Annotated in this window: 25 protein-coding genes; 6 read left to right on the plus strand and 19 right to left on the minus strand. The window is 58.8% G+C overall.

The genetic code is table 11. From position 1 onward, the window contains the following. Window positions 1-98 precede the first annotated feature (98 nt). From nhaB to KW840_RS13690, 3 genes are all read right to left on the minus strand, one after another. Window positions 99-1,601, minus strand: coding sequence for a sodium/proton antiporter NhaB (nhaB, locus tag KW840_RS13680; RefSeq protein WP_218495582.1), 1,503 nt, complete (start codon window positions 1,599-1,601; stop codon window positions 99-101). A 78-nt stretch (window positions 1,602-1,679) separates the two neighbouring features. Continuing rightward, window positions 1,680-2,969 (minus strand): hypothetical protein, encoded by a 1,290-nt coding sequence (locus KW840_RS13685; protein WP_218495584.1) that lies wholly within the window; start codon window positions 2,967-2,969, stop codon window positions 1,680-1,682. Between the two features lie 286 nt (window positions 2,970-3,255). Then, entirely contained in the window at window positions 3,256-3,522 is a 267-nt protein-coding gene (locus tag KW840_RS13690) for a hypothetical protein (protein WP_057714735.1), read from the minus strand. Window positions 3,523-3,864: 342 nt separating this feature from the next. Between KW840_RS13690 and KW840_RS13695 the strand changes: the two genes are divergently transcribed. Further along, the gene (locus tag KW840_RS13695) at window positions 3,865-5,190 is read left to right on the plus strand and encodes a sigma-54 dependent transcriptional regulator (RefSeq protein ID WP_218495585.1); all 1,326 of its coding nucleotides are present in this window, start codon (window positions 3,865-3,867) and stop codon (window positions 5,188-5,190) included. A 60-nt stretch (window positions 5,191-5,250) separates the two neighbouring features. On the opposite strand, the gene KW840_RS13700 is transcribed toward KW840_RS13695, so the two are convergent. From KW840_RS13700 to pnuC, 8 genes are all read right to left on the minus strand, one after another. Then, window positions 5,251-6,540, minus strand: coding sequence for a hypothetical protein (locus KW840_RS13700; RefSeq protein WP_057714737.1), 1,290 nt, complete (start codon window positions 6,538-6,540; stop codon window positions 5,251-5,253). Window positions 6,541-6,586: 46 nt separating this feature from the next. Next, a complete protein-coding gene (locus KW840_RS13705) occupies window positions 6,587-7,348 on the minus strand; it encodes a hypothetical protein (protein WP_079246748.1) in 762 nt (253 codons plus the stop codon). A 26-nt stretch (window positions 7,349-7,374) separates the two neighbouring features. Next, entirely contained in the window at window positions 7,375-8,055 is a 681-nt protein-coding gene (locus KW840_RS13710) for a C39 family peptidase (protein ID WP_057714739.1), read from the minus strand. Between the two features lie 61 nt (window positions 8,056-8,116). Beyond that, window positions 8,117-8,983 carry a heme utilization protein gene (locus tag KW840_RS13715; RefSeq protein ID WP_090455352.1) on the minus strand — a complete coding sequence of 289 codons (867 nt, stop codon included), beginning with the start codon at window positions 8,981-8,983 and terminating at the stop codon, window positions 8,117-8,119. 63 nt (window positions 8,984-9,046) lie between these two features. Then, window positions 9,047-9,625: an adhesin gene (locus tag KW840_RS13720; RefSeq protein ID WP_218495587.1), complete on the minus strand. Its 579-nt coding sequence runs from the start codon at window positions 9,623-9,625 to the stop codon at window positions 9,047-9,049. Between the two features lies 1 nt (window position 9,626). Further along, window positions 9,627-10,064 (minus strand): hypothetical protein, encoded by a 438-nt coding sequence (locus KW840_RS13725; RefSeq protein WP_218495590.1) that lies wholly within the window; start codon window positions 10,062-10,064, stop codon window positions 9,627-9,629. Between the two features lie 357 nt (window positions 10,065-10,421). After that, window positions 10,422-10,946 (minus strand): AAA family ATPase, encoded by a 525-nt coding sequence (locus KW840_RS13730; RefSeq protein WP_218495592.1) that lies wholly within the window; start codon window positions 10,944-10,946, stop codon window positions 10,422-10,424. After that, window positions 10,943-11,506, minus strand: a complete 564-nt coding sequence (gene pnuC, locus KW840_RS13735) for a nicotinamide riboside transporter PnuC (RefSeq protein WP_218495593.1) — start codon at window positions 11,504-11,506, stop codon at window positions 10,943-10,945. Before pnuC ends, KW840_RS13730 begins: the two co-directional genes overlap by 4 nt. 294 nt (window positions 11,507-11,800) lie before the next feature. On the opposite strand from pnuC, the gene KW840_RS13740 reads away from it, so the two are divergent. Both KW840_RS13740 and KW840_RS13745 read left to right on the plus strand, forming a co-directional pair. Further along, on the plus strand, window positions 11,801-12,631 hold the full coding sequence (locus tag KW840_RS13740; protein WP_057714745.1) for an undecaprenyl-diphosphate phosphatase: 831 nt from the start codon (window positions 11,801-11,803) through the stop codon (window positions 12,629-12,631). Then, window positions 12,628-13,056, plus strand: coding sequence for a DUF1294 domain-containing protein (locus KW840_RS13745; protein WP_218495596.1), 429 nt, complete (start codon window positions 12,628-12,630; stop codon window positions 13,054-13,056). Before KW840_RS13740 ends, KW840_RS13745 begins: the two co-directional genes overlap by 4 nt. Window positions 13,057-13,067: 11 nt before the next feature. Here the strand turns inward: KW840_RS13745 and KW840_RS13750 are convergent, their stop codons facing one another. Together KW840_RS13750 and KW840_RS13755 are read right to left on the minus strand one after the other, a co-directional pair. Further along, on the minus strand, window positions 13,068-13,427 hold the full coding sequence (locus KW840_RS13750; RefSeq protein WP_218495598.1) for an MmcQ/YjbR family DNA-binding protein: 360 nt from the start codon (window positions 13,425-13,427) through the stop codon (window positions 13,068-13,070). Further along, window positions 13,424-14,332, minus strand: coding sequence for a LysR substrate-binding domain-containing protein (locus KW840_RS13755; RefSeq protein ID WP_090455344.1), 909 nt, complete (start codon window positions 14,330-14,332; stop codon window positions 13,424-13,426). The genes KW840_RS13750 and KW840_RS13755 overlap by 4 nt, the downstream gene beginning before the upstream one ends. A gap of 131 nt (window positions 14,333-14,463) precedes the next feature. Here KW840_RS13755 and KW840_RS13760 point away from each other — a divergent pair, with 131 nt between their 5' ends. Next, window positions 14,464-15,075, plus strand: a complete 612-nt coding sequence (locus tag KW840_RS13760) for an FMN-dependent NADH-azoreductase (RefSeq protein ID WP_218495602.1) — start codon at window positions 14,464-14,466, stop codon at window positions 15,073-15,075. Between the two features lie 167 nt (window positions 15,076-15,242). Then, a complete protein-coding gene (locus KW840_RS13765) occupies window positions 15,243-16,280 on the plus strand; it encodes a dienelactone hydrolase (RefSeq protein ID WP_090455340.1) in 1,038 nt (345 codons plus the stop codon). 120 nt (window positions 16,281-16,400) lie between these two features. Here the strand turns inward: KW840_RS13765 and KW840_RS13770 are convergent, their stop codons facing one another. From KW840_RS13770 to KW840_RS13780, 3 genes are all read right to left on the minus strand, one after another. Next, window positions 16,401-17,588 carry an MFS transporter gene (locus tag KW840_RS13770; protein ID WP_218495603.1) on the minus strand — a complete coding sequence of 396 codons (1,188 nt, stop codon included), beginning with the start codon at window positions 17,586-17,588 and terminating at the stop codon, window positions 16,401-16,403. Between the two features lie 282 nt (window positions 17,589-17,870). Then, window positions 17,871-19,457 carry an ABC-F family ATPase gene (locus KW840_RS13775; RefSeq protein WP_033052720.1) on the minus strand — a complete coding sequence of 529 codons (1,587 nt, stop codon included), beginning with the start codon at window positions 19,455-19,457 and terminating at the stop codon, window positions 17,871-17,873. Between the two features lie 20 nt (window positions 19,458-19,477). Next, entirely contained in the window at window positions 19,478-20,671 is a 1,194-nt protein-coding gene (locus KW840_RS13780) for a tyrosine-type recombinase/integrase (protein WP_218495604.1), read from the minus strand. Between the two features lie 297 nt (window positions 20,672-20,968). Between KW840_RS13780 and KW840_RS13785 the strand changes: the two genes are divergently transcribed. Beyond that, window positions 20,969-21,634, plus strand: a complete 666-nt coding sequence (locus tag KW840_RS13785) for a hypothetical protein (protein WP_218495605.1) — start codon at window positions 20,969-20,971, stop codon at window positions 21,632-21,634. 242 nt (window positions 21,635-21,876) lie between these two features. On the opposite strand, the gene KW840_RS13790 is transcribed toward KW840_RS13785, so the two are convergent. From KW840_RS13790 to KW840_RS13800, 3 genes are read right to left on the minus strand one after another with little or no spacing between them, the layout of a single operon-like run. After that, on the minus strand, window positions 21,877-22,419 hold the full coding sequence (locus KW840_RS13790) for a phosphohydrolase (RefSeq protein ID WP_218495606.1): 543 nt from the start codon (window positions 22,417-22,419) through the stop codon (window positions 21,877-21,879). Continuing rightward, the gene (locus tag KW840_RS13795) at window positions 22,416-22,637 is read right to left on the minus strand and encodes a hypothetical protein (protein WP_218495607.1); all 222 of its coding nucleotides are present in this window, start codon (window positions 22,635-22,637) and stop codon (window positions 22,416-22,418) included. Before KW840_RS13795 ends, KW840_RS13790 begins: the two co-directional genes overlap by 4 nt. After that, window positions 22,634-23,053 carry a hypothetical protein gene (locus KW840_RS13800; protein ID WP_218495608.1) on the minus strand — a complete coding sequence of 140 codons (420 nt, stop codon included), beginning with the start codon at window positions 23,051-23,053 and terminating at the stop codon, window positions 22,634-22,636. The genes KW840_RS13795 and KW840_RS13800 overlap by 4 nt, the downstream gene beginning before the upstream one ends. Window positions 23,054-23,105 lie beyond the last annotated feature (52 nt).

Genomic DNA, 23,105 nt, shown 5'->3' on the forward strand with positions numbered 1-23,105 from the left:
TTCATCACTCGGTGTACCTGCTACAGCGTAGTAGTAGGTTTTGGGGCCGCTGCGCAGCCAACGGGGGCAAGCCCCCTCGCCACAAAGGCTCGGCGGTGTCAGAGCCAGTAACTCACCGCATACCAGCCCAATGTCCCCATCACCACGGTGTACGGCAGCGCCATCCAGACCATCCGCCCGTACGACAGACGCACCAGCGGTGCAATTGCCGAGGTCAGCAGGAACAGAAACGCCGCCTGACCGTTGGGCGTCGCCACGCTCGGCAGGTTGGTACCGGTATTGATCGCAATCGCCAGGGTTTCGAAATGCTCACGGGTCATCTCTCCCGCCATGAACGCGCGCTTCACTTCGGTGATGTAAATGGTTGCCACGAACACGTTGTCGCTGATGGCGGACAGCAGGCCGTTGGCAATGAACAGCATGCCCGGTTGTTGGTCTGCCGGGAGCGTCAGCACCCAGTGGATCAGTGGGGCGAACAGTTGCTGGTCGTGAATCACCGCGACCACGGCGAAAAACACCACCAACAATGAGGTGAACGGCATGGCGTCCTTGAACGCTGTGCCCAGGCGGTGTTCGTCGGTGATGCCGGTAAAGGCGGTAATCAACACGATCACCATCAAACCGATCAAACCCACTTCGGCGATGTGGAACGCCAGCCCGGCAATCAGAATCAATGCGGCAAAGCCTTGCACCAGTAGCGCTGCACCTTGGCGCGTGGTGCGCTCGGCATTGTCTTCGGCGGCGTAGTTGGCCAGCACCGCACGAACGTTATCCGGCAGCAGCGTGCCGTATCCGAACCAGCGCAGCTTTTCCAGGAGGACGCAGGTTACCAGCCCGGCAACCAGTACCGGCAGGGATACCGGCGCAACCCGGGTGAAGAACTCAGCGAAGTGCCAGCCCATTTCATGGCCGATCAGCAGGTTCTGCGGTTCACCGACCAGCGTACAGACACCGCCCAGCGCGGTGCCTACGGCGCCGTGCATCAGCAGGCTGCGCAGGAAGGCGCGGAACTGTTCCAGATCACCGTGATGCAGGGTGGGCAGATGTTGGTCGTCGCTGAACTCGCTGTCCTGGCGCGGATCGTTGCCCGAGGCGACGCGGTGATACACCGAGTAAAAACCTACGGCGGCACTGATGATCACGGCGGTCACAGTCAAGGCATCGAGGAACGCCGACAGAAAGGCCGACAGAAAGCAGAACATCAGGGACAGCAGGGCTTTGGAGCGGACCCCGAGCAGCAGGCGCGAGAACAGGTAAAGCAACAGGTCCTTCATGAAATAGATACCCGCCACCATGAACATCAGCAGCAGGATCACCGGGAAGTTGTGCAGCAACTCGTCGTACAGCGCCTGGGGCGTGGTCATCTTCAGCAGCAGGGCTTCAATCAACAGCAGGCCGCCGGGCATCAACGGATAGCATTTGAGTGCCATGGCCAGGGTGAAGATGAACTCCAGCACCAGTAGCCAGCCGGCAACCACCGGGCCTGCGGTCCAAAGCACCAGGGCATTGAGGATGAGAAAGCCGACGATGCAGGCCTTGTACCAACGGGGCGAGTGCCCGAGAAAGTTGTGCGCGAACGCCTGGGCCATTGAACCGGACATCGGCTGCTCCTTGTCTTGAGAAGCGCGCAAGTTGCCGCAAGCGCGCGAGAAGATCAAGCGCAGGAAAAATGCCGGTGTTTATCCCTGGAAACGAGCGATGACCGCCTTGTAGTTTCCGTGCAGCGAATAGCCTCCCACTACAATGTTTCCATCGGCGTGCGCGGCGACACAGGTGGCGGTATCCAGGCTGGGGCCCAGGCGCGTACGTGTATAGCCGCTGCCTTTGCCAAAACGGCGATCGGGAAGGCCGTTGGGCAGGTATCGCCCGAGAATGAAGTCTGCTTCGACGCCGCCGATGGTGGCGCCCGCCGTGAGCACACTGCCATCAGGTTGTAACTGTGCGGCGGTCCACTGGCATCCGCTGTAACCGATTTCCCGCCGCTGCGGATGTCCTCCGTTGCAATGACTGTCGGGGCGCCCGTTGCTGTGCATTTTAAATGTCAGGCAGTGCATCGGCTCGCGACTGCTGCCAAAACACAGGATTTCGCCTTCGTTTTGCTGGACCACCCGGCTGACCCGGGCGCCATGCCCTTGCGCCTTGAAGGTCATGAATCCATCCACGGCAAATCGGTCGTCGAGGCGCCCGTCCGGGTGATAGCGTGCCAGCAAGCCTTCCTCGGGAAAATTGATCGATCCACCGACCAGGATTCGGCCATCACGTTGTACCGTCAGGCTGCTGAGCCAGGTATTCATCAGCAGGTGCCTGACCATCACGAAGCCGCGGTCGTTGAACGAGCAGTCCAGCGAGCCTTCGACATCCAGGCGTATCAACATGCCGACGTGATCGGCCAGTTCGTAGTGATGGTTGGCCAGGATCAGGATCCGGCCGTCTTGCTGTATGGCCACATCGCAGGCTTCTGCACCCGGCACACCCAGAGGCAGCCGGATATCGCGCATGCCCAGGGACAGATCGCCAGGCAATCGCACGACACGGCGGCCATTATCGCCAAAGCCTTGCACCAGGCGGCCATCCTGATCCAGCAATGCCAGGGCCGGGAGCGTGCGGTGCGCGTTTACGTATTGCAGGCCAGCCAACAGGATGTTGCCGTCGGGCAGGATCAGGACCTTGGTGCCCATGGCTTCGAACCCCGGTTCGAATTGCCCGATGACACTGCCTTGTTTGCCGAACGTCAGGTCTGCGCAACCATCCGCCAGCAAGCGGGCCAGGCCAAAGCGGGTGCCATCGGCCATGCCGACTTTTGCGGCTACCAGCAAGCGACCTTGCGCATCGATCGCAACGTCATTGGCCAAGCTGAAAAGGCTGTCGGCGAAATAGACCTGGGTTTTGCCGTTGGCGGCAAACGTCGTATCGAGGGCCCCGGCGTTTTTCCGGGCTGCGGAGTAGGCAAAAGCGGACTGGCTTGACATGCACCGCATCTCCTTGCGAGTCGTCCTGATCCAGAGGTTTGGGTGGCGACTTGATAGGAAGATTATTCAATCCCTGAATGAAGGGATGCACAACGGTAAGAACTAACAGACGGAGGGTCGCTGTGTGCCACAACAGTGTCTTTTCGAACCAATGGCGAGCCTGCAAAGTATCAGGCGTATGTGAAGTTCGAATTAAACAGTGTCACGTAGTGTGCGCGGCCAGAAAAAACTGCGAACTAAAGACAGGAAAAAGGCGCGGATTACCCCGGAGTAATCCGCAAAACGATTAGTGCGGCATCGACCACGACTGCAGTGTGTAACCTTCCTCGCTCAATTCGGCGCGAGCCTGTTCCAGCAGCAGTTCGAGTTGCGCGGGATCGGAATAGGCGCTGCTTGGGATCTGCTTGCGGCCAATGCGGGTGCTGGTGCGGTCGATAACGGTCAGGCTGAGTTCGCCATTGCCGTCTTGTGGGGCCCAGGCCACGCATTTGAATGGTTTAAATGCGCGGTCGGCAATCAGAAGTGCTTCGTTGATACGGAGCGGGGCGTTCATAGGGTCTTCTCTCTGTATGCCCAATCAAGTGATAGGCCGACGGTTGGGCTTACCGTTCAGCTGGTTACTTGTACTGATGCCCGCAACCGGGGTTCGGGTCACACACAATCAAAAGAAATTTCCACTTTATTTCACAGATTCAAGGAAGAGCCTGACATTGAAAGCTGAATGAAAGGAAAGAGTCGTTAGGCAACTAACGTAATCGCAACTTATAACTGGTTTTGTGACATCCCTATAGTCAAACAGTACAAGGCCCTGTCAAATTCTTGCTAATGTTACAGCCAGGTCTGCCAAATGACTGTTTTTATTAAATTTTCATAAATTTGGCGCCAAGGATCAGTCATGAGTGATGCGCCTGCCTTACGACGTTTGTTAGTGGTGGACCCCTGTGACGATTGCTATCGCCTGGTCCCTGGATTGCGCGCCATCGGTTGGGACGTTGACAGCTGCACGCTGGAGAACGCCGTTGACCGAACCTGTGACGTGGGCTTGCTGCGCTTGCAGCCTTATCACCTTGAGCACCCGGAGGCCGTCAAAGAGCTGATCAGCCGCAGCGGCACCGAGTGGATAGCCGTACTCAACCAGGAAGTACTGCGGTTGCAAAATGTCGGCGACTTCGTCTGTGAGTGGTTTTTTGACTTTCATACCTTGCCGTTCGATGTGTCCCGGGTTCAGGTAACACTGGGCCGGGCGTTTGGCATGGCGCGTTTGCGCGGGCAGGGCACGGTCTATGTCGACCAGCCCGAGCACGAATTGCTGGGCGACAGCAAACCTATTCGTGAGCTGCGAAAGCTGTTGAGCAAACTGGCTCCGACCGAATCTCCGGTGTTGATTCGCGGTGAAAGCGGCACTGGCAAGGAACTGGTCGCACGAACCCTGCATCGTCAGTCCCAGCGTCACAACAAACCCTTCATTGCGATCAATTGTGGTGCGATTCCCGAGCATTTGATCCAGTCCGAGTTGTTCGGCCATGAGAAAGGCGCATTTACCGGCGCGCACCAACGCAAGGTCGGACGGATAGAAGCCGCCAACGGTGGCACCCTGTTTCTCGACGAGATCGGTGACCTGCCACTGGAGTTGCAGGCCAACCTGTTGCGGTTCCTCCAGGAAAAACACATCGAGCGGGTCGGTGGCAGTCAGCTGATTCCGGTGGATGTGCGGGTTCTGGCGGCAACGCATACCGACCTTGAAGCCGCCATCGAGAGGAAGCGCTTTCGCGAAGATTTGTATTACCGCTTGAACGTACTGCAAGTGGCGACTGTTCCGCTGCGCGAGCGCCATGGCGACCTGGCGGTGTTGGCCAACCATTTCTCCCATTTCTATAGCCATGAAACCGGGCGCCGCCCACGCAGTTTCAGCGAAGACGCGTTGATTGCCATGGGCAAACACGACTGGCCAGGCAATGTTCGCGAACTGGCCAACCGCGTTCGTCGCGGGCTGGTGTTGGCCGAAGGCCGGCAGATCGAGGCCCGTGACCTGGGGTTAATCAGTCAGCATACGCTCGCAGCGCCGATGGGCACCCTCGAAGAATACAAGTCCCGGGCCGAACGCCAGGCGTTGTGCGATGTATTGAGTCGCCACAGCGATAACCTGAGTGTCGCCGCCAAAGTATTGGGTGTGTCGCGACCGACCTTCTACCGGTTGTTGCACAAGCACCAGATTCGCTGAACCCCGGCCGCAAACCAAAACCCCGCTGCGATTGCAGTTGCAGCGGGGTTTTTGTTCGGGTCAGAAGTAGTAGGGGAGTTTCAGGCTGAACTGGAAGTCCGGGGCATCGTCCGTCATGCCGATGGACAGGTTGGGCACGATGGTCAGGCTGTCGGTGGCCGCAATGGTCATGCCGATGTTGAAGTAACCGGCGTTGGCATCGCTGGAGACCACCGCTTGCCAATCCCCGCCATCTTCCTTGAGCTTGCTTTTGCGTTGCACCAGGTCAGAGACCGAGAACGACATACTCATCTTTTCGTTCAAGGCGAACGCAATGCCGGCGCCGATCTGGAAGCTGTCGCCAATGCGGACTTTGCCCGGTGTCTCGACCGCCGGGTTGGAGCTGATGTCGTCGAAAGACTCTTCCATGTTGTACGTGTAGGACAGGCTGCCGAACAGCACCGCCGGGTCGAACGTCTTGACCAGGGAGATCCCCGGCGTAATCGACCAGACGCCGTTACCGGTAGGCAAGGATTCAGGCACGGCCAGGTTTGAGTTATCGGCCACCCGAACCAGCTTGATGCCGAATGGGTCTTTGCCGGTAGGCGCCTTGACGCGCAAGGTCACCACGGCATCCGGCGTGTTGGCCGATTCGTCGAGGAATTTGTAGGCAACACCGAAGTTGACGTCACCTATGGTCGGGTCTTCCTTGACGGTGTCTTCGGTCGTGACGTTTGCGGCGCCGCTATTGCCGCCACCGGACTGGTACGTGGACTCACGGTAGACCACCGGCACGTTCAGGTCGAACTGCCAGCGATTGTTGAAGTTGTAGCGACCGGTGAGGTCAAGCGTCCAGGTGTCGGCCTTGATCCGGTCCAGGTTGATAGCGCCCAGGAAGATCGAGTCCAGGGCTAGAAAACCGTTGAGGACCAGTTGGCGGGAATCGTAGCGGGAGTAGGTTATCCCGGTTTCGACGCTGAACTTGCCACCGCCGAAAAACCCGCTGGCCTCGTCATACAGGTTCGAAACGCTTTGCGCCGGTTGCGAGTCATTGGCCAGCGATTGTCCATAAGAACTGCCGCTCCCCCCCGAGGCGGCTGCGGCGCCGGTGCCGACGCCTGGATTGCCCTTGAGATCCGCTGGCGACTTGGCCAGGCGTTTGGGAGCGGGCGAGGCGGGCTGCTCTTCGACCTGGCGGACCCGTTGTTCGAGAACCGCCAGGGCTTTTTGCTGTACTTCGTATCGTTGTTTCAACTCCAGGAGCTCTTGTTTGAGAGCCTCCAGTTCCGGGTCAGGTGCTGCCTGCAACATCGCCGCCGGGAGTAGAGCACTCAAGCATGCAACTGCACGCAGTGATACTGATCGGTACATGAAATATGCCGTCCATTTGTGCCCAATGGTCCAGACTCAGCGTAGTTCAATAGCCCATGGTCCGTAATGCAGCGAGTTGGTTGAGGTTGCAGTCCAATGCCCCCGCACTCGGGCCATTATTGTTGAGCACTACGTTGAGTTGAGTCATGTTGTCGACCACATTGCTGCTGCCCAGCAACCGGGTGTTTTGCAGCAACCCGCCCTGGGCGACTTGTTGCAGGCTGGTGCCCTGGTTGTTGTTGGCGGTAATGGCCATCTGAACGCCGCCGCTGGTCGCGGATACCGCGACACTGCCTGCGGCATTGCTGCCGGTGATGGTTTGACCGGCTATCAGCGCCTGGCCCTGGCCCGCCACCAGTGCCGGGGCCGTGCTGGCCTCTTTGACGTTGATGGCGATGTTGTTGTTTGCGCTGTTGCCATCACCTGCGGCCCGTGTGACCTGGGTTATCCCCCGGGAAGTGCTCAGGGCTGCGCCCCCCGACACGTGACCGCTGCCTGACCTGGACGTACCGCCATGACCCGATTGCTTGATGGTCGAAACATAGAACTCGGGCTTGACCGTTGCGGCTTGAAGCTGCATCGAGGTGGAGGCTCCGATCAGGTCACCACTGGCATTGCGCCAGGTACTGCTCATGACGACACCGAAGCTGATGACCCGCCCCGGCATCACATATCGGCCACGCAACTCGGCCAGTTCCTGGTCCTTGATTTCGATGGGTCTGAACTCATCAGCAAAACCTGAAGTGTTCGCTGCCAGACAGACAGCGACCACCCAATACGAGGTTTTCATTTGCTGCTCCCGGAGCATCCTGCCCCCTATCATCTTGTTGGCGATTAAAAGAAGTCGCTCTGTATGAAACCAAAATCCATCAATTCGGCATCTTTGACCGGGTTGAAGTTATCCATCTTGTTCTTGGCTGTCAGCGGTTCCGGTGGACTGCGTAACGCATTGGTCTTGTCGTAACCGGGACCGACGATAGCGAAAATAATGCCATTCCAGCCTTTGACAAAGTCATCATGGGAGTAGCGTTTGTGACCGAGTACCGGATCGCCGATATACACCCAGTTCTTGTCCGCCCGCTGCAACACCACGAAGTGCTTGTAGCCGCGAATTTCCATCAATACCACCACCGGAATCGTCACGGATTCGAGTCTTTCCGGCGGGATCCTGTAGCCCCGGGCGCGCATGCCGATGCGCTCTATGTAGCGCTTCATGTCCAGCATTGAAAAACCCTGGGTACGCACAAGGTCCTGGTCTGCGGTGACCAGCATGCCCTTGATGATGTGCTCCTCATCGACGTCGAGCCAATAGGCCTGGCGCAGTATCGTTGCCAGCGCGGCGGCGCCACAGCTGAAATCGGTTTTTTGTTCGACGATGTCGCTGAACTTGCGCTCGCGCAAACTCTGTACGTGCTTGTACACCAGCACGCCGCCCGGCAGGGCGGCAACCGGCATCTGTGCAGCCTGGGTCAGGCCAGACAGGCAGAGCAGGGCGAAAAGGACAGTCTTACGCATGATCGATACGCCTTGGGACTGTGGAAAATCCCCGTCGCCGGGGCTTTCATTGCAATCGCGATTACAGACAGGACTTGCAGCCCGCGGCGATGGACAGCGAGTTGCTTTGCTGGTTGCCCACACCAGACGATACGTTGGCTCCGCCGTTGCCGGAGAAGTTGTTCATCGAGCCCGTTATCGACGCATTGTTGGTTACAGGGGCTTTCCAGCCCTCTGGCGTGATCACTTGTTGAGTGGTTACACCCGCCAGACCGAGTACACCCACGGTAGCGAAATCAGTCTGGGTGCTGTCGTCATGGTTGGCGTTGTTGGTGACGTTCAGCCCGGACGTGCTTTGGTTGGCCGCCGCCGCCGCTTGCGCTACACGACCGCCCGAAACGGCAATCGCCAGGTTGTTTTTCTGTTGGTTGAAGTCGCCGGTGGTCACGTTGATGCCGATGTTGCCGGAACCGCTGTTGCCTGCGTTGTTGAGCGTTGTGTTGTTGGTGCTGGAGTGTTTCCTGGCGGTGTTGCCGGTGCTCTTCTGAGTCGCGCTGGAGGCGGCGACCGCGGTGCCGAAGATGAAGCTTTCGTCAGCCGTGGCAAGGGCGGCGGCGTTGTCTTGCTGGTTGCCGTTACCGGCTGCAACGTTGGCGCCCATGTTGCCGTTGGAGTTGTTCAGGGAGTTATCGACCCTAGCGTCGTTCCTGGTGTCCCGGCTCAATACGCTGCTGTCACTGCTTTCCTGCGAGTCCAGCACGGCGGCCCCGGCGCCTGCTGTAATCTGCAGAATTTGTTCCAGCGTCGGGCCTTTAGGCTGATGGTTGTTGCTCTGGCCATCGCTCTGGCCGCTGCCTTGATCATCATCAAGGCTGCCTGCTTGTGCTGCAAATGCCATCACTGCTGCCAGAGCGAAAGCCAGAGGTTTGAGAGCAGTTGTCGGGTTCATGGTGTTTCTCCGTGCTCATTAGTTGGTCAGGTGTTGGTGCTTCCCTAATCGCACTGTTTCGGGTCAGTCAGCGACCCGGATACTCAGGGTGTTAGCCATTCGGTTCCCCACCCCGGCACTCTGGTTTACCTGGATCACTCCCCGGCTGCCGGTGAAGGCCTGGTCGCTTGTCACGACCTGGCGACTGCCATTTGGGGCGCCAGTTGCTCCCGAGTTCGGTAACAACGCCACGCTCTGTTGAGAAAGGGCACTATCGTCGATGGCTTGCGGTGCGGCGCTGATGCTGATGCGCATGGCGTTGGCCATCTGGTTGTTCGCCCCGGCGCTCTGGTTGACGCCCAGTACGCCGTTGCCATTACTGAAGGAGGAGCCGCCGATAGTGGCCGTCGCGTCCATCGACGGATTGGCGGGCGTAGTGATTTTCTGCCGGACGCTGGTGATCGCACCGGCTTGGGTGCCAATGGCGATCGCGCGGACGTTGGCCTGCTGTTGTTGATCGCCAGCCGCCTGGTTGACGTTGAAGTTGCCGCGGTATTGAGTACCCGAATCCTGGAGGGTGGCGTTGTTCACCGAACTGACGCCCGAGTCGGCCATCACACTGGTGCAGCCGAGCAGGGCAAATAACAGCAGGGATCGACACATCTCATTGGCCTCCCGCCATTCTGCCCAGTGAGCCGAGGCCGCTGCTCATGGCGCGGTTGATGGTTCCGGAAATGGCGCTGCCACTGCCACCACCGTGACCGACAGACATGCCGGGCATACCGTTGGGGTTGGTGACGGCGTTGAGGCCTTGCAGGCCACCCAGGCTTTGCCCGTTGTTGTGGCGAAGGGCGGTTCCGGTGGTGACCCCGGCGATGTCGGCGTCACTGAGTTCGCCGGTGACGCGGGCCGATGGGTTGGCATTGAGGGTGTTGGGGTTTGGATCCCTGCCGCCGCTGCGACCGATGGGCGTCGGGTGAATGGTTCGATCAAGCACGATGACGCCGTTGCCTTCGGCTTGAACGTCAAAACTGAAAACCGCGCCTGCAGCGCTCGCGATCAGCAGCAGGCACGTCAAGGCATGTTTATCGAGTATCCCCACGACGGTCTTTCCTTCTCATGTGGGCTGGCTCTGGTCGGCTTTTTGAAGGAGAGAGCGAAAGCTGTGCCGGTTTTTGAATATCTCGTTGATTCAATGGCTTATGGATATTGTCCGGATAGCCTTTGCCGAGAATGTTTCAAAGGTGAGACGAAACCCTGCGCAGGCAGCCCTTATTTGTGGATAAATCGCTCTGGAACAAGGGGTTCAGCAGTGCTGTATCAATGACTTAACAAATCCGATGATCCAGCGGTGAAGAGCGCTTAAACAGGCGGTTTGAGGCGGGAAGGGTGTTTCAGGACCGGACACTTTTCCCCCGGGACAGGGGGGGATAGTGGGGAAATTGCCCCAAAAGGCCGGTCAGGCGCCGAGCAATCGGGTCACGGCGTTCAGTGCCTGGAATCGGCGTTCTGCCCAATCTCCGCGCAGTACTTGAACCGGTTGGGCGTGGCGCTCAAGCCAGGCCAAGGTCTGCTCGAAAAATGCCTGGCGCTCACACAATCGGGGTTGGCAACGCTGGCCATCATCCGTCCATTCGACGTGTTCCGGCGACAGCAGCAAGTGCAAGTCGTAATGCCGGGCCAGTAGCGCTTGTTCGAGCCAGGCGGGGCAGTCGCCAAACAGGGTTTGGCTCCAGAGGATATTGCTCAGCAGGTGCGTGTCGAGGATGAGCAAAGACGGTTGTTGCGCACGGGCTTCGTCTTCCCATGCCAATTGACCGCGGGCGATGTCCGGAATGTCGGCCAAGGTAGTGTCCCGGGGATTGTGCTCGATGAACCAGCGCACATACTCGTCCACCAGGATCCCGCCGAAACGCTGTTGCAACTCGGCCGCCAGCCAGCTTTTACCGCTGGATTCAGGGCCTGTGAGTACCAGGACTTTCATGCGCGCAACGCCGGATCGGCGCGCCATTGGCGCCAGCCCTGCACGGCGATAACGGCGAACAGCCCGTACAGGGTGGCGGTCAGGTACAGGTCCTTATAGATGAACAGTCCGACGAAAATCACATCCAGGGCGATCCATAGCGGCCAGCACTGGACACGTTTTTGCGCCATCCAGACCTGCGCCACCAGGCTGAATCCGGTCAGCGCCGCATCGAGCCAGGGTTGCGCGGCGTCGGTCCAGTGGGCCATGGCCGCCCCCAGCAACAGGCTGCCGAGTGCGCCGATGGCCAGGCTCAACGCCACGGAACGGGAATCGAGCCAACTGACTTCGCGGCCATGGCTCGTTTCGCCAGCCCGTGTCCACTGCCACCAGCCGTAAAGCTGCAAGGCGGCATAGACGACTTGCAGCAACATGTCCGAATACAGCTTCACCTCAAAAAAGATCCAGCTATAGAGCAGCACCATGACCAGACCGATGGGCCAGCACCAGGTGTTCTGTTTGACCGTCAGCCAGACGGCAATGACACCGAGGGTGGCGGCAAACAGTTCAAGCCCCGACATGGAGGTTCCTTGGTGAAATCGAAGAGGGGCCGATTGTAACCGGATTGGCGTCGGGAATCCCGTGGAGCAGGGTGTGCTTCGTTGGTGCGCGATAACGCGGCAGCGCCAATCGGACTTGTCTGATAGGATTCCGGCCCCGCGCGGGTAAACCCGGATCAGGATTGTTTTTTCACAGGATTTTGACGGTTCCGTGGTGATCCTTGATGCGCGGGGCTTCAGCTAGGCTGATCGCAATTCAAGCTTTGGAAAAATATTAACGGGGCATGCCGGCGCGCATAGCCTTTTGGGGGATTGATGGATCTTTGGACCGCCTTTCAGGCATTGATACTTGGGGTTGTAGAAGGACTGACCGAGTTCCTGCCCATTTCCAGCACCGGCCACCAGATCATCGTGGCCGACATGCTCGGCTTCGGGGGCGAGCGGGCGATGGCGTTCAACATCATTATCCAGCTGGGTGCCATCCTGGCGGTGGTATGGGAGTTTCGACGCAAGATCTTCGATGTGGTCATCGGCCTGCCGACCCAGCCGAGCGCTCGGCGGTTTACCGCGAACCTGTTGATTGCGTTCTTCCCGGCCGTGGTGCTGGGCGTGATCTTCGCCGACATGATCCACGAGTACCTGTTCAATCCGATCACCGTGGCAGCGGCGCTGGTCGTGGGCGGGTTCGTCATGTTGTGGGCCGAGCGCCGGCAGCATGAAGTCCACGCCGAAACGGTGGATGACATGACCTGGAAAGATGCCCTGAAAGTCGGCTTCGCCCAATGCCTGGCGATGATTCCGGGCACTTCGCGTTCGGGCTCGACGATCATCGGCGGGTTACTGTTCGGCCTGTCGCGCAAGACCGCTACCGAGTTTTCGTTCTTCCTGGCGATGCCAACCATGGTCGGCGCAGCGGTGTACTCGGGCTATAAATACCGTCACCTGTTTGTCCCGTCCGATTTCCCGGTGTTCGCGATCGGCTTCGTCACCGCGTTCGTCTTCGCGATGATCGCGGTCCGCGGGCTGCTCAAGTTCATCGCCAACCACAGCTATGCGGCGTTTGCCTGGTATCGCATTGTGTTCGGCCTGATCATCCTGGCGACCTGGCAGTTCGGCTGGGTCGACTGGAGCGCGGTCAAGCCGTGAGTGACTCAAGCTCGCGCAATAACCCCGGGCGCCAGCCCGGGGGACAGATCCGTCATCCACGGCTGAAGTGGCTGGTGTTTGCAATCCTGTGTGCGTTGCCGCTGTCGGGGTCGGTGTCTTCATGGCTGCACGGGGTGTCGCTGATTCCCTTGGCAGCCTACGGCATCGTCAGCATCGTGACGTTTTTCCTGTACTGGAGCGACAAGCGCAAGGCCCGCGCCGAGCAATGGCGTACGCCGGAGAATGTCCTGCATGCGCTGGAGCTCGCCGGCGGCTGGCCCGGTGCCTTGCTGGCGCAGCAAGCGTTCCGGCACAAAACCCGCAAAATCTCCTACCAGTTGGTGTTCTGGATCATCGTGCTCATGCACCAGGTGTTCTGGATCGACCACCTGTTCCTCGGCGCACACCTGTTCGCCTTGTTCTGATCGACAAGGCCCTAGAGCAACAAGCCGACTTGAGTGCGTTTGGGCAGTTTGCTCACCACCAACTGGTGGGAGCGCTGCAACAAGCGTTGTAGTTCTTCGCTGGCGAGCGGGTAGGGCGTTTCCATGATGATCCACTGGGCGCGCGCCAGATAAGGCGCCGGGTGAATCCCCGGGCGGTCGCAATGACCGAGAAACAGATCCTTGTCGACCTTGAAGGCCAGAGAATCACCCCGCAGGCCCTGCAAGGCGAACATCTTGTTCCCGGCAATCGAAAACACCCGCACGCCACCCCATTTATAGTCTTCCCGCACTCCGGGCAGGGTAAGGCAGAATTTCGCGACATCCTCTTCGCTCATCCGTCCGGCTTTCATAACAATCGTTCCCCACAGGCATTGAATGACTCGACCAGATGGTCAATCCAGGCGCGTACCGCCGGCATGACCCCGCGTCGATGAGGATAGACCGCTTGCAGCCAGCCACCGGGCAACGACCAGTCGGGCAACAACTGCACCAGTGCGCCGTTTTCCAGTTCCTGCTCGCAATACATCATGGGCAGCATCGTAAAGCCCAGGCCAGAGAGGGTGCTGGCCTTGCGCACGATAAAGTCATCGATGCCCAGCCGGGCCTCGAGCGCCAGTTCACAACTTTTGCCTTTTTGATCCAGCATGCGGATGTGCACCATGCGGTCGGCCTCGAGGGCGCCGAGCACCGGCAGGTTTTTCAGATCGTCGGGATGGTTGATCTCTCGGCCAACGAGGAAGCCGGGACTGGCGACCATCAGCATCTGCGCCTGACGCAGGCGGCGGGTCACCAGCAGCGGGTCTTCGTCGCCCAGCTCCCGCACTCGCAGGGCCACGTCAATGCCTTCGTTCACCAGGTCGACCCGGCGGTTGAGCAGCATGACCTCCAGCTGGACTTGTGGAAACCTTTCCAGAAAGTCGCTGATCACCCCCGGCAATATTTCATGGGCCAGCCCAACCGGGCAGGACACCCGCAAACGCCCGCGGGGCTCGCTGGACATGCTGGCCACGGCCTCGTCGGCCATTTCCGCCTCCAACAGCATCGCCTGACAGTGCCTGAGGTAACGCTCACCGACGGCAGTCAGTTTCAGTTGTCGGGTGGTGCGTTGCAGCAGTCTTGCGCCGAGGCGCTCTTCCAGTTCGGCGATGCGCCGTGACAATCGGGACTTGGGGATGCCCAGCAAACGTCCGGCCGCGGCGAACCCCCCGGCTTCCACGACTTTGGCGAAGTAGTACAGGTCGTTGAGGTCTTGCATGATGTGAATCCAATTGTCCTATCTGTGGGACGAACTATCGCATTGTTACCGTCTAATCAGCTATTGGTTTCGTGTGTAGGATTAGTCCCATCAGATCGCCCTTGTGGGCGATCCTCACTTGGAGATCCCACATGAAACTGCTGCATATCGATTCGAGCATCCTGGGCGACAACTCGGCTTCCCGTCAGTTGAGCGGTGAAGTCGTCAAAGCCTGGCAAGCCGCCGAGCCAACCGCCGTGGTGACTTACCGCGACCTGGCCGCCGACGCCATCAGCCATTTCTCCGCCACCACCCTGGTCGCCGCCGGCACCACCGCTGAACTGCGCAACGCCGCACAACAGCACGAAGCCGAACTGAGCGCCTCGACCCTGGCCGAATTCCTGGCTGCCGATGCCGTGGTGATTGCCGCACCGATGTACAACTTCACCATCCCGACTCAACTCAAAGCCTGGATCGACCGCATCGCGGTGGCCGGCCAGACCTTCCGCTACACCGAAGCCGGCCCTGAAGGCCTGTGCGGAGGCAAGAAAGTCGTGATCGTTTCGACTTCCGGCGGCATGCACGCCGGTCAGGCAACCGGTGTTGCCCACGAAGAGTATTTGAAGTTGCTGTTCGGTTTCATCGGTATCACCGACATCGAAATCGTCCGTGCCGAAGGCCTGGCTTACGGTGACGACGTGCGCACCAAGGCCATGAGCGCCGCCCACGCACAAATCAGCGAGCAGTTGTTCGCCGCTGCGTAAGGCTTGGGTAAACGTAAGCAACCGTTCAGGTAAAGCCCAAAAAACTCTGTATTCTGGCTACGCAAGTACCAGTTACGGAGTTTTTTGTTTCTGGTCGTTTCAGATTGTGGCCCGACTCATGCAGTCCAGGGCGTACGTCTCAAGTCCGGTAACAAGGCGGGGCATCCATGATGCGTCTTTGTGCAACTTTACTGATTTGCCTGCTCAGCAGCTTGAATACAGTGCACGCCGCGCCTGCACCCCATCCTCACTGGAGCGTCGGCTTCCACGAGATGACTTTTCTCGACCCGCTGGACTTGCAGCCGATGCGCGCCATTGCCTTCTATCCTTCCAGTGATCGGGAGCACACCAGCAAGCTCGAGGGTTACACCGTCGAAGCCGGGGAGGACACCAAGGTCGCCATCGGCCGGTTCCCGATGCTGATGCTGTCCCACGGAAATACCGGTACCCCGCTGGCCCTGCACGACCTTGCCACGTCGCTGGCGCGCAAAGGCTTTGTCGTGGTGGCGGTGATTCACCCCGGTGACAACTCCAGGGACCACAGCCGACTCGGTACTTTGAGTAACCTGTACGGCCGGCCGATCCAGATTTCCGAAGCCATTACCGCGACCTTGGGCGATCGTATGCTGTCGCCGTTCGTCAATGCCGATCAGGTGGGGGTCATTGGCTATTCGGCCGGTGGCGAGACCGCATTGATTCTGTCCGGCGCGACCCCGGACCTGGATCGCCTGCGCCGTTACTGCCAGGAGCGCCCGGATGACCGCGATGCCTGTAACACCCAGGGCGAATTGATTGTCGACCGCGATGACCTGCAACCGGTGGCCGATCCACGCGTCCACGCCTTGATGCTGATGGCACCGTTGAGCCTGAAGTTCGGTCGCCACACCCTGGCCGATGTGCATGTGCCGGTGCTGCTTTACAGCGGCGATGGCGACAAGCTGGTGGCTGTCGACAAGAACGCCGCGGCGCTGGCGCGCAAACTGCCGACCGCGCCCGACTTCAAGTTACTGGCCGGGGCAGGGCACTTCGTCTTCATGGCGCCGTGCAATGACGAGCAGATCGTAATCATGCCTGCGCTGTGCACCGATGCCGATGGCGTCGACCGGCAGGACATTCATCGCAATCTGATCTCCGAAGCCGGACGCTTCTTCACGCGCACCCTGGGCAGGCCGACCCGGGCGGGGATGCAGACCGCCGATCAGTAATTTGCATACAACCCTGTGGGAGCGAGCTTGCTCGCGATAGCGGCGTGTCAGACGACATCAATCCTGGATGTGAGGGACCCATCGCGAGCAAGCTCGCTCCCACAGGGTCAGCGCCAAGGCTTACGTCATCGAACGACTCTTGAGCAGCAGCGTCAGCCCCAAACCCGTCACCGACAACAACGCAGCACTGAAGAAAATCCACGCATATCCCAGGTTCAACGCCACTGCGCCCATCAAGGGGCCGGCAATCGCCAGCGCCAGATCGAAAAACACCGCATAAGCACTCAAGCCCGCCCCCCGGCTGGAGTTGGGCACCTGTTTGATGGCCTCGACACCCAACGCCGGATACACCAGAGACAGGCCAAATCCAGTCAGGCCGGCGCCAATGAGCGCATACCCGGTCGAAGGGGCCAGCCACAACAGCACCAGGCCAACCGTCTCAATGCACATGCAGGCAATGGCCGACGTGAACCCGCCAAACCGACCGATGGCGGATATGAACAGCAGCCGCGACAGAATGAAACAGACGCCGAACACGGTCAGGCAGTAGGCCGCGCCGGTCCAGCCACGATTGACGTAGTACAGAGTGATAAAGGTCGTCAGGGTGCCGTAGCCAATGGACGCCAGGCTCAAGCTCGCGCCAAACGGCGCAATGCGTCCGAACACGGTCCGGAACGGCAAACGTTCACCGCGCACCACCGGCACCGAAGGCTTGTTGCGAATCAGCAACAGTGCGGCCAGGGCCAGCAGCGACAGGGCGATACCCAGGCTGGCGAAGCCCAGTTGTTGCACCATGACCACACCCAGCGGTGCGCCAATGGCAATCGCTCCATAGGACGCGATGCCGTTCCAGGAAATCGACCGCGCGGTATGCTCGGCGCCCACCTGGCCCATGCACCAACTGATGGTGCCGACACCGATCAACCCTTGGGCGATCCCCAGTAGCAGGCGCCCGGCGATCAGGATCAGCAGGCTGAGCAAGGGAAAGCCTTGCAACAGGGTCGACAGCAAGGTCAGCACGCCGCTGAGCACAATCCCCGCCAAGCCATAGATGATTGCGCGCTTGGTACCAACGCTGTCCGACATCCGCCCGGCCATGGGCCGGCTGAGCAGGGTGGCGAGGTATTGCGAGCCGATGGTCAGCCCGGCCACGATGGCGCTGAACCCGAGTTGTTCGTGGACATAACCCGGCAATACCGCAATCGGCAAACCGATGCAGAGGAAGGCAATGAAGGTATAGAAAACGATGGAGACGATCTGCAGGGTGATCGCCAATGAGCTTTGCGGAGCAACTTGCTGCACAGACATGAGGGCTCGTTCGCGGGCGGCGGTGGGAGACCTGCATCATGGCGCGGCGTTGGGATAAAAGAAAGCAGGCTAACTACTTTTGCCGTGACATTATCGTTGTTCCTCATGGCCTCATCGCGAGCAAGCTCGCTCCCACATTTTGAAATGCATTCCCCTGTGGGAGCGAGCTTGCTCGCGATGAATTATGCACCAACAAGAAACCTTGGCCCGGAATGCAAAAAGCCCCGTCACCAGGACAGGGCTTTTCACTTGAAGCTTGTAGCTAAAGGCTTGTAGCTACCTTTAGAACACCACACCCTGGCTACGCAGGTAATCGTCGTAGGTGCCGCTGAAGTCGGTCACGCCGTTAGGGCTCAGCTCGATGATGCGGGTGGCCAGGGACGATACGAACTCACGGTCGTGGCTGACGAAGATCAGCGTGCCCGGGTAGTTCTCCAGCGCCAGGTTCAGCGCTTCGATCGATTCCATGTCCAGGTGGTTGGTCGGTTCGTCCATCACCAGTACGTTCGGCTTTTGCAGGATCAGCTTGCCGAACAGCATGCGGCCTTGCTCACCACCGGAGATGACCTTGACCGACTTGAGGATCTCGTCGTTGGAGAACAGCATGCGGCCCAAAGTGCCGCGAATGATCTGCTCGCCCTGAGTCCACTGGCCCATCCAGTCGAACAGGCTGACGTCGTCTTCGAAGTCGTGGGCGTGGTCCTGGGCGTAGTAGCCCAGCTCCGCGCTTTCGGTCCACTTCACGGAACCGGCGTCCGGGGTCAGCTCGCCCATCAGGGTGCGCAGCAGGGTGGTCTTGCCGATACCGTTCGGGCCGATGATCGCCACGCGCTCGCCGGCTTCTACGGTGAAGCTGAAGTTCTTGAACAGGGTCTTGCCGTCGAAGCCCTTGGACATCTGCTCGATGGTCACGGCCTGGCGGTGCAGCTTCTTGGTCTGTTCGAAGCGGATGAACGGGCTCACGCGGCTCGATGGCTTGACTTCGGCCAGCTGGATCTTGTCGATCTGCTTGGCGCGGGAAGTGGCCTGCTTGGCTTTCGAGGCGTTGGCCGAGAAGCGGCTGACGAACGTTTGCAGTTCGGCGATCTGGGCTTTCTTCTTGGCGTTGTCCGACAGCAGTTGCTCGCGGGACTGGGTCGCCGCAGTCATGTACTCGTCGTAGTTGCCCGGGAACAGGCGCAGCTCACCATAGTCCAGGTCGGCCATGTGGGTGCAGACGCTGTTGAGGAAGTGACGGTCGTGGGAAATGATGATCATGGTGCTGTTACGCACGGTGAGAATCGATTCCAGCCAGCGAATGGTGTTGATGTCCAGGTGGTTGGTCGGTTCGTCGAGCAACAGCACTTCCGGATCGGAGAACAATGCCTGGGCCAGCAATACCCGCAGTTTCCAGCCTGGAGCCACTTCGGACATCGGGCCGAAATGCTGTTCCAGGGGAATACCCAGGCCCAGCAGCAGTTCGCCGGCACGGGATTCGGCGGTGTAGCCGTCCATTTCGGCGAATTCGGTTTCCAGCTCGGCCACGGCCATGCCGTCTGCTTCGCTCATTTCCGGCAGCGAATAGATGCGATCGCGCTCGGCCTTGACCTTCCACAGCTCTTCGTGACCCATGATCACGGTGTCGATCACGGTGAATTCTTCGTAGGCGAACTGGTCCTGGCGCAATTTACCCAGACGCACGTTCGGTTCCAGCATGACCTGGCCGCCGGACGGCTCGAGGTCACCGCCGAGAATCTTCATGAAGGTCGACTTGCCGCAACCGTTGGCGCCGATCAAACCGTAACGGTTGCCACCGTTGAACTTGACCGAAACGTTTTCGAAGAGCGGCTTGGCGCCGAACTGCATCGTGATGTTAGCTGTGGAGATCAATTACCTTACCTATCAATGGGTTAGAGCTGGTCTTTTTTGCCTGATACCGATTTGATACCAATCTGGAGCTTTTCCAGCTCCGCCCAGTCTGAGCTTGAGTTGAGCCAACGCGCATACGTCGTCAGCAACATTTGGACGCTGTGGCCAAGCTGCTGAGCGATGAATGCGGGGTTCATGTTGGACATTAAGCATATTGTCGCATAAGTATGACGGCAGTTGTACGGCGGTCGATATAACACCGACAGCGCTTTCAGTGCCGGCCACCACTGTTTGTGCAGATCGGAGGTCTGTTTCACGTACTCGCTGTTCTTCGACGGTGGGAACACGTAGGGCGTGGTCTTCACCTTGCCAATGCCTTTGGCGCGGCGCTCGGCGTACTGGCGGGCGAACTCCAGCGCGTGCAGCGCTCGCTCGTTTAGCAGCACGAACCGATCCTTTCCGGTTTTTGTGCGCTCTTCTACAACACCCAACGCCACAGTGCGGCAGACATGAACCTGACGTTTCACCTGGTCAACGGCATCCCAGCGGAGCGCGGCGACTTCAGACAGGCGAAGCCCGGTGAAGAATGCGAACTCAAAGAATGCGGCATAAATTCCACTGGGCCAATGTTGTGTCTGGTACAGGTGATTGATGATTCGGTTGGCTTCGTCCAGGGAAAATGGGTTGATCTCCTTGCGCCCCCGTTTTGGGAGATCGATCATCTTGGCCGGATTTTTCTTGATCAGCTCTTCAGCAACGGCCGCCTCCAAGATTGTTGAGAGCTTGACCAGCGCGTTGCGCCGGACACCTGGTGACGTCCACTCCGTGGCTGCAATGATGCGGCGTAGGAGGGTGGTCGTGATCAGGTCGATACGTACCAGTGCCAGCGGCGGAATCCAATACAGGTTGAGCGCGCCCTTATAATTGTTCCGCGTGCCCTGGGCGATGACTCGGCCATCAAGCCATAACTGGGCGTACTCATGAAAAGTCGGGATGCCGCCGAGCGATACGGTCGAGTTAGGGAACAGCTCGGCGTACTTGGCGTCATCCAAGAGGCCGAGCTTGATCAGGTTGTCTACTTGATCGCGTAATTGGGATGCAGCTTTAATGCCTTTCTGCGTCGTGGGGAAGGGGAGTGTTTCGCTTCGGCGGGTACCGTTCCAAGTAAAACGAATCCTGAGGGATTTGCGGAAGAGTTCAACTCCATCGGGCAAATCCATTGTGCTTCTTCCCATTCGTAATATCTCTTTTTGCTGTACATGATGCGATTCCCCAGTTTGTTCCAGACGCCTTCGGGGATCTGCTTGCGGGCGCGCCGGGTCGCGAGTGCTCTAAATGAAATGCCCAGGATATGGGCCATGACCTCTTCCGATACTTTGTCTACCTCGGGGTGCGGCATAGTCCCCAGTTCGGTGCTGGCCATCACAGTTTCTCCATTGCGCGGCGGGCGATACTCATGCGAACTCCCCTTGGAATTGCTTGTGAAAATGGTGCAGTCTTCGGAACGATTTAATGGCTAGGACCCATGAGGCATGACTCGCTCGCATATCTTCGAAAAAATGGTTGAACGTACACTTTGGGTATTGTGGTTTCTGCTCATGGGTGGTGCGGTTCTGTGGCTTCTCGTCGGATCGGTTGCATACTGGGTGAAACATGGATGGCTGCCACCGGACGCGGCCGGCTGGGTGCAAGCGATTGGTGCTGTTTTGGCGATTGCTATAGCGGTCGCTGTTCCGATGTATCAAAAGTTTCATGAGCGATCGGTCAGAGCCGAAGATATGAAAAGGCTTGAGGTTGCGCGATCTCAGCAATTGCTTTGTATGTGCACGGAGGCTTACCGGTTCATCGATCTTGGGCCAGAGGAAGAGGCTTATGCTGACTTTCATGTGACGAACGAAATGCGTAGAACTATTCTTTCGGATCAATTGGCACGCCTTACAGATATTCAGAAAGGTGAGCTGAATCCAGAAAGAATGGAGATTGGTCTCAAACTGAGATTTGAGCTTCACGATTGGATGAAATATTTTGGAGGCGAAAAATCCCCGGCAATTGGTCATTTGTACAGTCGCGTTGAGCGTCACTTGCCGGACCTTAAAAGAGTCAAAATTAACGCTGAAAATGAACTTCGTAAGCTTGAGGGTCGTCCTTTGATCAAGATTCCAAAGCACCTCCCTGAGGTACATGACGAACTTTACTGAGCGAGTCGGGGGCTTGTACCCCAAGACAGGCTGCGCGAGCGGGCGAGACTGAGCGTTTAGCGTTGCTTCTGGGGGTGCTGCCCCGCGCAGCTTTTCGTGGGGTATAAGTGCCCCGGTAGGGGCCCAGGTAAAAGCAGTAATGCCTGCTGCTGCGCAGCAGAGACTGTTTTTTACAGGCGTGTCGATCCCATTGTCGAAGCGGAGTAAAGCGGCCTGCACTTGCATTCGGTCCTGTGAGTGCGTCATGCCGCTTTCCTCCGATGTTCGATAGCGAGTTGATCCATCAGGCGCTGGTGGAACGTGAGCCGTGCTTCGGTGGTTGGCCACGGGCGGATGGTTTCAGCCATAGGTTCGATGGCGATCAGACAATCCCAGATGACCGGATCGGCTGGCATGAGATCGCGGCGCTCGGTGGCGAGAGCAATCATGTCGGCCTGGTGCACGCAAGCCGGCAATTCGGGGGAGATATCGAAGCGCATGCAGACGCGCTGCCAGATCCAGTCCTCAAAATCCTGATAAGCGTGCATCCATTTCTTGAGTGGTCGGGTCATGTCGCCGAGGTAGGCTTCGGTGGCGTCGTGCAGCAGCGCGGCGAGTTTGTGTTCTTCCGGCACCAACTCGGCGACGATGCAGCTGTGTTGGGCGACGCTGTAGAACTCGCGGGTGTGGCCATTGAAGCGGCACAGGTGTGCGAGCGAGTGGGTGATGTCTCGTGGGTCGATCATGTCGGCGTCGGGCTCGAACAGGTCAAAGCGATTGCCGGTATGGGTGAGGATGCAGTTCATGCGGCCTCCTTCACGAGATCGGCCAACAGCAGGGCGTTGTGGGTTGCCTTGTGCAATTTGCGCAGAGCGTCCTTACCAATCAGCTCAGCCAGCTGCAGGTCGAACTCTTTACGAAAGCGAGTCAGCTCCTGCAGCTCAGTGGTGGCTTTAGAGCATTGCTGTTGCAGTGCGCCGGCAGCTTGTGGGTTAAGACGTAGCATTGGGCTAACTCGATTCATGCCGCATCCTCCTGAGCTGCCGGCTCCAGAAGGGCTGCCATGGCGAGCGCTTGATTGCGAAGTGCACGAGTGTCTCGATCGAGTTTTTTGCCAGTGCGAAATGCGCTGAATGTCTCTGCGGCGATTCGCAGTTTTTCTGCGATATCCAGCAGGGTTTGGCGTGCTGGTTCCCCCAGTTTCGAGGCGACGAACGCGCGCTCGTAGTGGGCGTGCAGTTGCTTGTGGTAATCGCGAGCCTGGTCAAGTGAGAGCTTCAGTTTTTTGATCGTCTCCGAGTTTTCAGAGTTCTGAATATCTTTGCCTTCGTCGATCCCCTCAATGCGTCCATCGATCAAGCCGCCGCGATAGCCTGCCCAGTAGGTGAGGCCGACGAGAAGGGTGAAAGCGATCAATGCGCAAATCTGAATTGTGGTCATGTGGTGTGCTCCTAGTGGTTTTGCTTGGCCGGTGGTGGCAGCCGTTTGGTGG

The sequence above is a fragment of the Pseudomonas sp. PDM30 genome (genome assembly GCF_019218985.1).
GTDB classification, from domain to species: domain Bacteria; phylum Pseudomonadota; class Gammaproteobacteria; order Pseudomonadales; family Pseudomonadaceae; genus Aquipseudomonas; species Aquipseudomonas jessenii.

Bases quoted from the DNA above. Each gene is read 5' to 3' on its own strand.
- KW840_RS13760 (WP_218495602.1), top strand. From the start codon at position 14,464: ATGAAACTGCTGCATATCGATTCGAGCATCCTGGGCGACAACTCGGCT.
- KW840_RS13765 (WP_090455340.1), top strand. From the start codon at position 15,243: ATGATGCGTCTTTGTGCAACTTTACTGATTTGCCTGCTCAGCAGCTTG.
- KW840_RS13740 (WP_057714745.1), top strand. From the start codon at position 11,801: ATGGATCTTTGGACCGCCTTTCAGGCATTGATACTTGGGGTTGTAGAA.
- KW840_RS13800 (WP_218495608.1), bottom strand. From the start codon at position 23,053: ATGACCACAATTCAGATTTGCGCATTGATCGCTTTCACCCTTCTCGTC.
- KW840_RS13700 (WP_057714737.1), bottom strand. From the start codon at position 6,540: ATGTACCGATCAGTATCACTGCGTGCAGTTGCATGCTTGAGTGCTCTA.
- nhaB (WP_218495582.1), bottom strand. From the start codon at position 1,601: ATGTCCGGTTCAATGGCCCAGGCGTTCGCGCACAACTTTCTCGGGCAC.
- KW840_RS13690 (WP_057714735.1), bottom strand. From the start codon at position 3,522: ATGAACGCCCCGCTCCGTATCAACGAAGCACTTCTGATTGCCGACCGC.
- KW840_RS13720 (WP_218495587.1), bottom strand. From the start codon at position 9,625: ATGTGTCGATCCCTGCTGTTATTTGCCCTGCTCGGCTGCACCAGTGTG.
- KW840_RS13755 (WP_090455344.1), bottom strand. From the start codon at position 14,332: ATGCAAGACCTCAACGACCTGTACTACTTCGCCAAAGTCGTGGAAGCC.
- KW840_RS13715 (WP_090455352.1), bottom strand. From the start codon at position 8,983: ATGAACCCGACAACTGCTCTCAAACCTCTGGCTTTCGCTCTGGCAGCA.
- KW840_RS13705 (WP_079246748.1), bottom strand. From the start codon at position 7,348: ATGCTCCGGGAGCAGCAAATGAAAACCTCGTATTGGGTGGTCGCTGTC.
- KW840_RS13750 (WP_218495598.1), bottom strand. From the start codon at position 13,427: ATGAAAGCCGGACGGATGAGCGAAGAGGATGTCGCGAAATTCTGCCTT.
- KW840_RS13780 (WP_218495604.1), bottom strand. From the start codon at position 20,671: ATGGGAAGAAGCACAATGGATTTGCCCGATGGAGTTGAACTCTTCCGC.
- KW840_RS13790 (WP_218495606.1), bottom strand. From the start codon at position 22,419: ATGAACTGCATCCTCACCCATACCGGCAATCGCTTTGACCTGTTCGAG.
- KW840_RS13710 (WP_057714739.1), bottom strand. From the start codon at position 8,055: ATGCGTAAGACTGTCCTTTTCGCCCTGCTCTGCCTGTCTGGCCTGACC.
- KW840_RS13730 (WP_218495592.1), bottom strand. From the start codon at position 10,946: ATGAAAGTCCTGGTACTCACAGGCCCTGAATCCAGCGGTAAAAGCTGG.
- KW840_RS13785 (WP_218495605.1), top strand. From the start codon at position 20,969: ATGACTCGCTCGCATATCTTCGAAAAAATGGTTGAACGTACACTTTGG.
- KW840_RS13795 (WP_218495607.1), bottom strand. From the start codon at position 22,637: ATGAATCGAGTTAGCCCAATGCTACGTCTTAACCCACAAGCTGCCGGC.
- KW840_RS13685 (WP_218495584.1), bottom strand. From the start codon at position 2,969: ATGTCAAGCCAGTCCGCTTTTGCCTACTCCGCAGCCCGGAAAAACGCC.
- KW840_RS13770 (WP_218495603.1), bottom strand. From the start codon at position 17,588: ATGTCTGTGCAGCAAGTTGCTCCGCAAAGCTCATTGGCGATCACCCTG.
- KW840_RS13695 (WP_218495585.1), top strand. From the start codon at position 3,865: ATGAGTGATGCGCCTGCCTTACGACGTTTGTTAGTGGTGGACCCCTGT.
- pnuC (WP_218495593.1), bottom strand. From the start codon at position 11,506: ATGTCGGGGCTTGAACTGTTTGCCGCCACCCTCGGTGTCATTGCCGTC.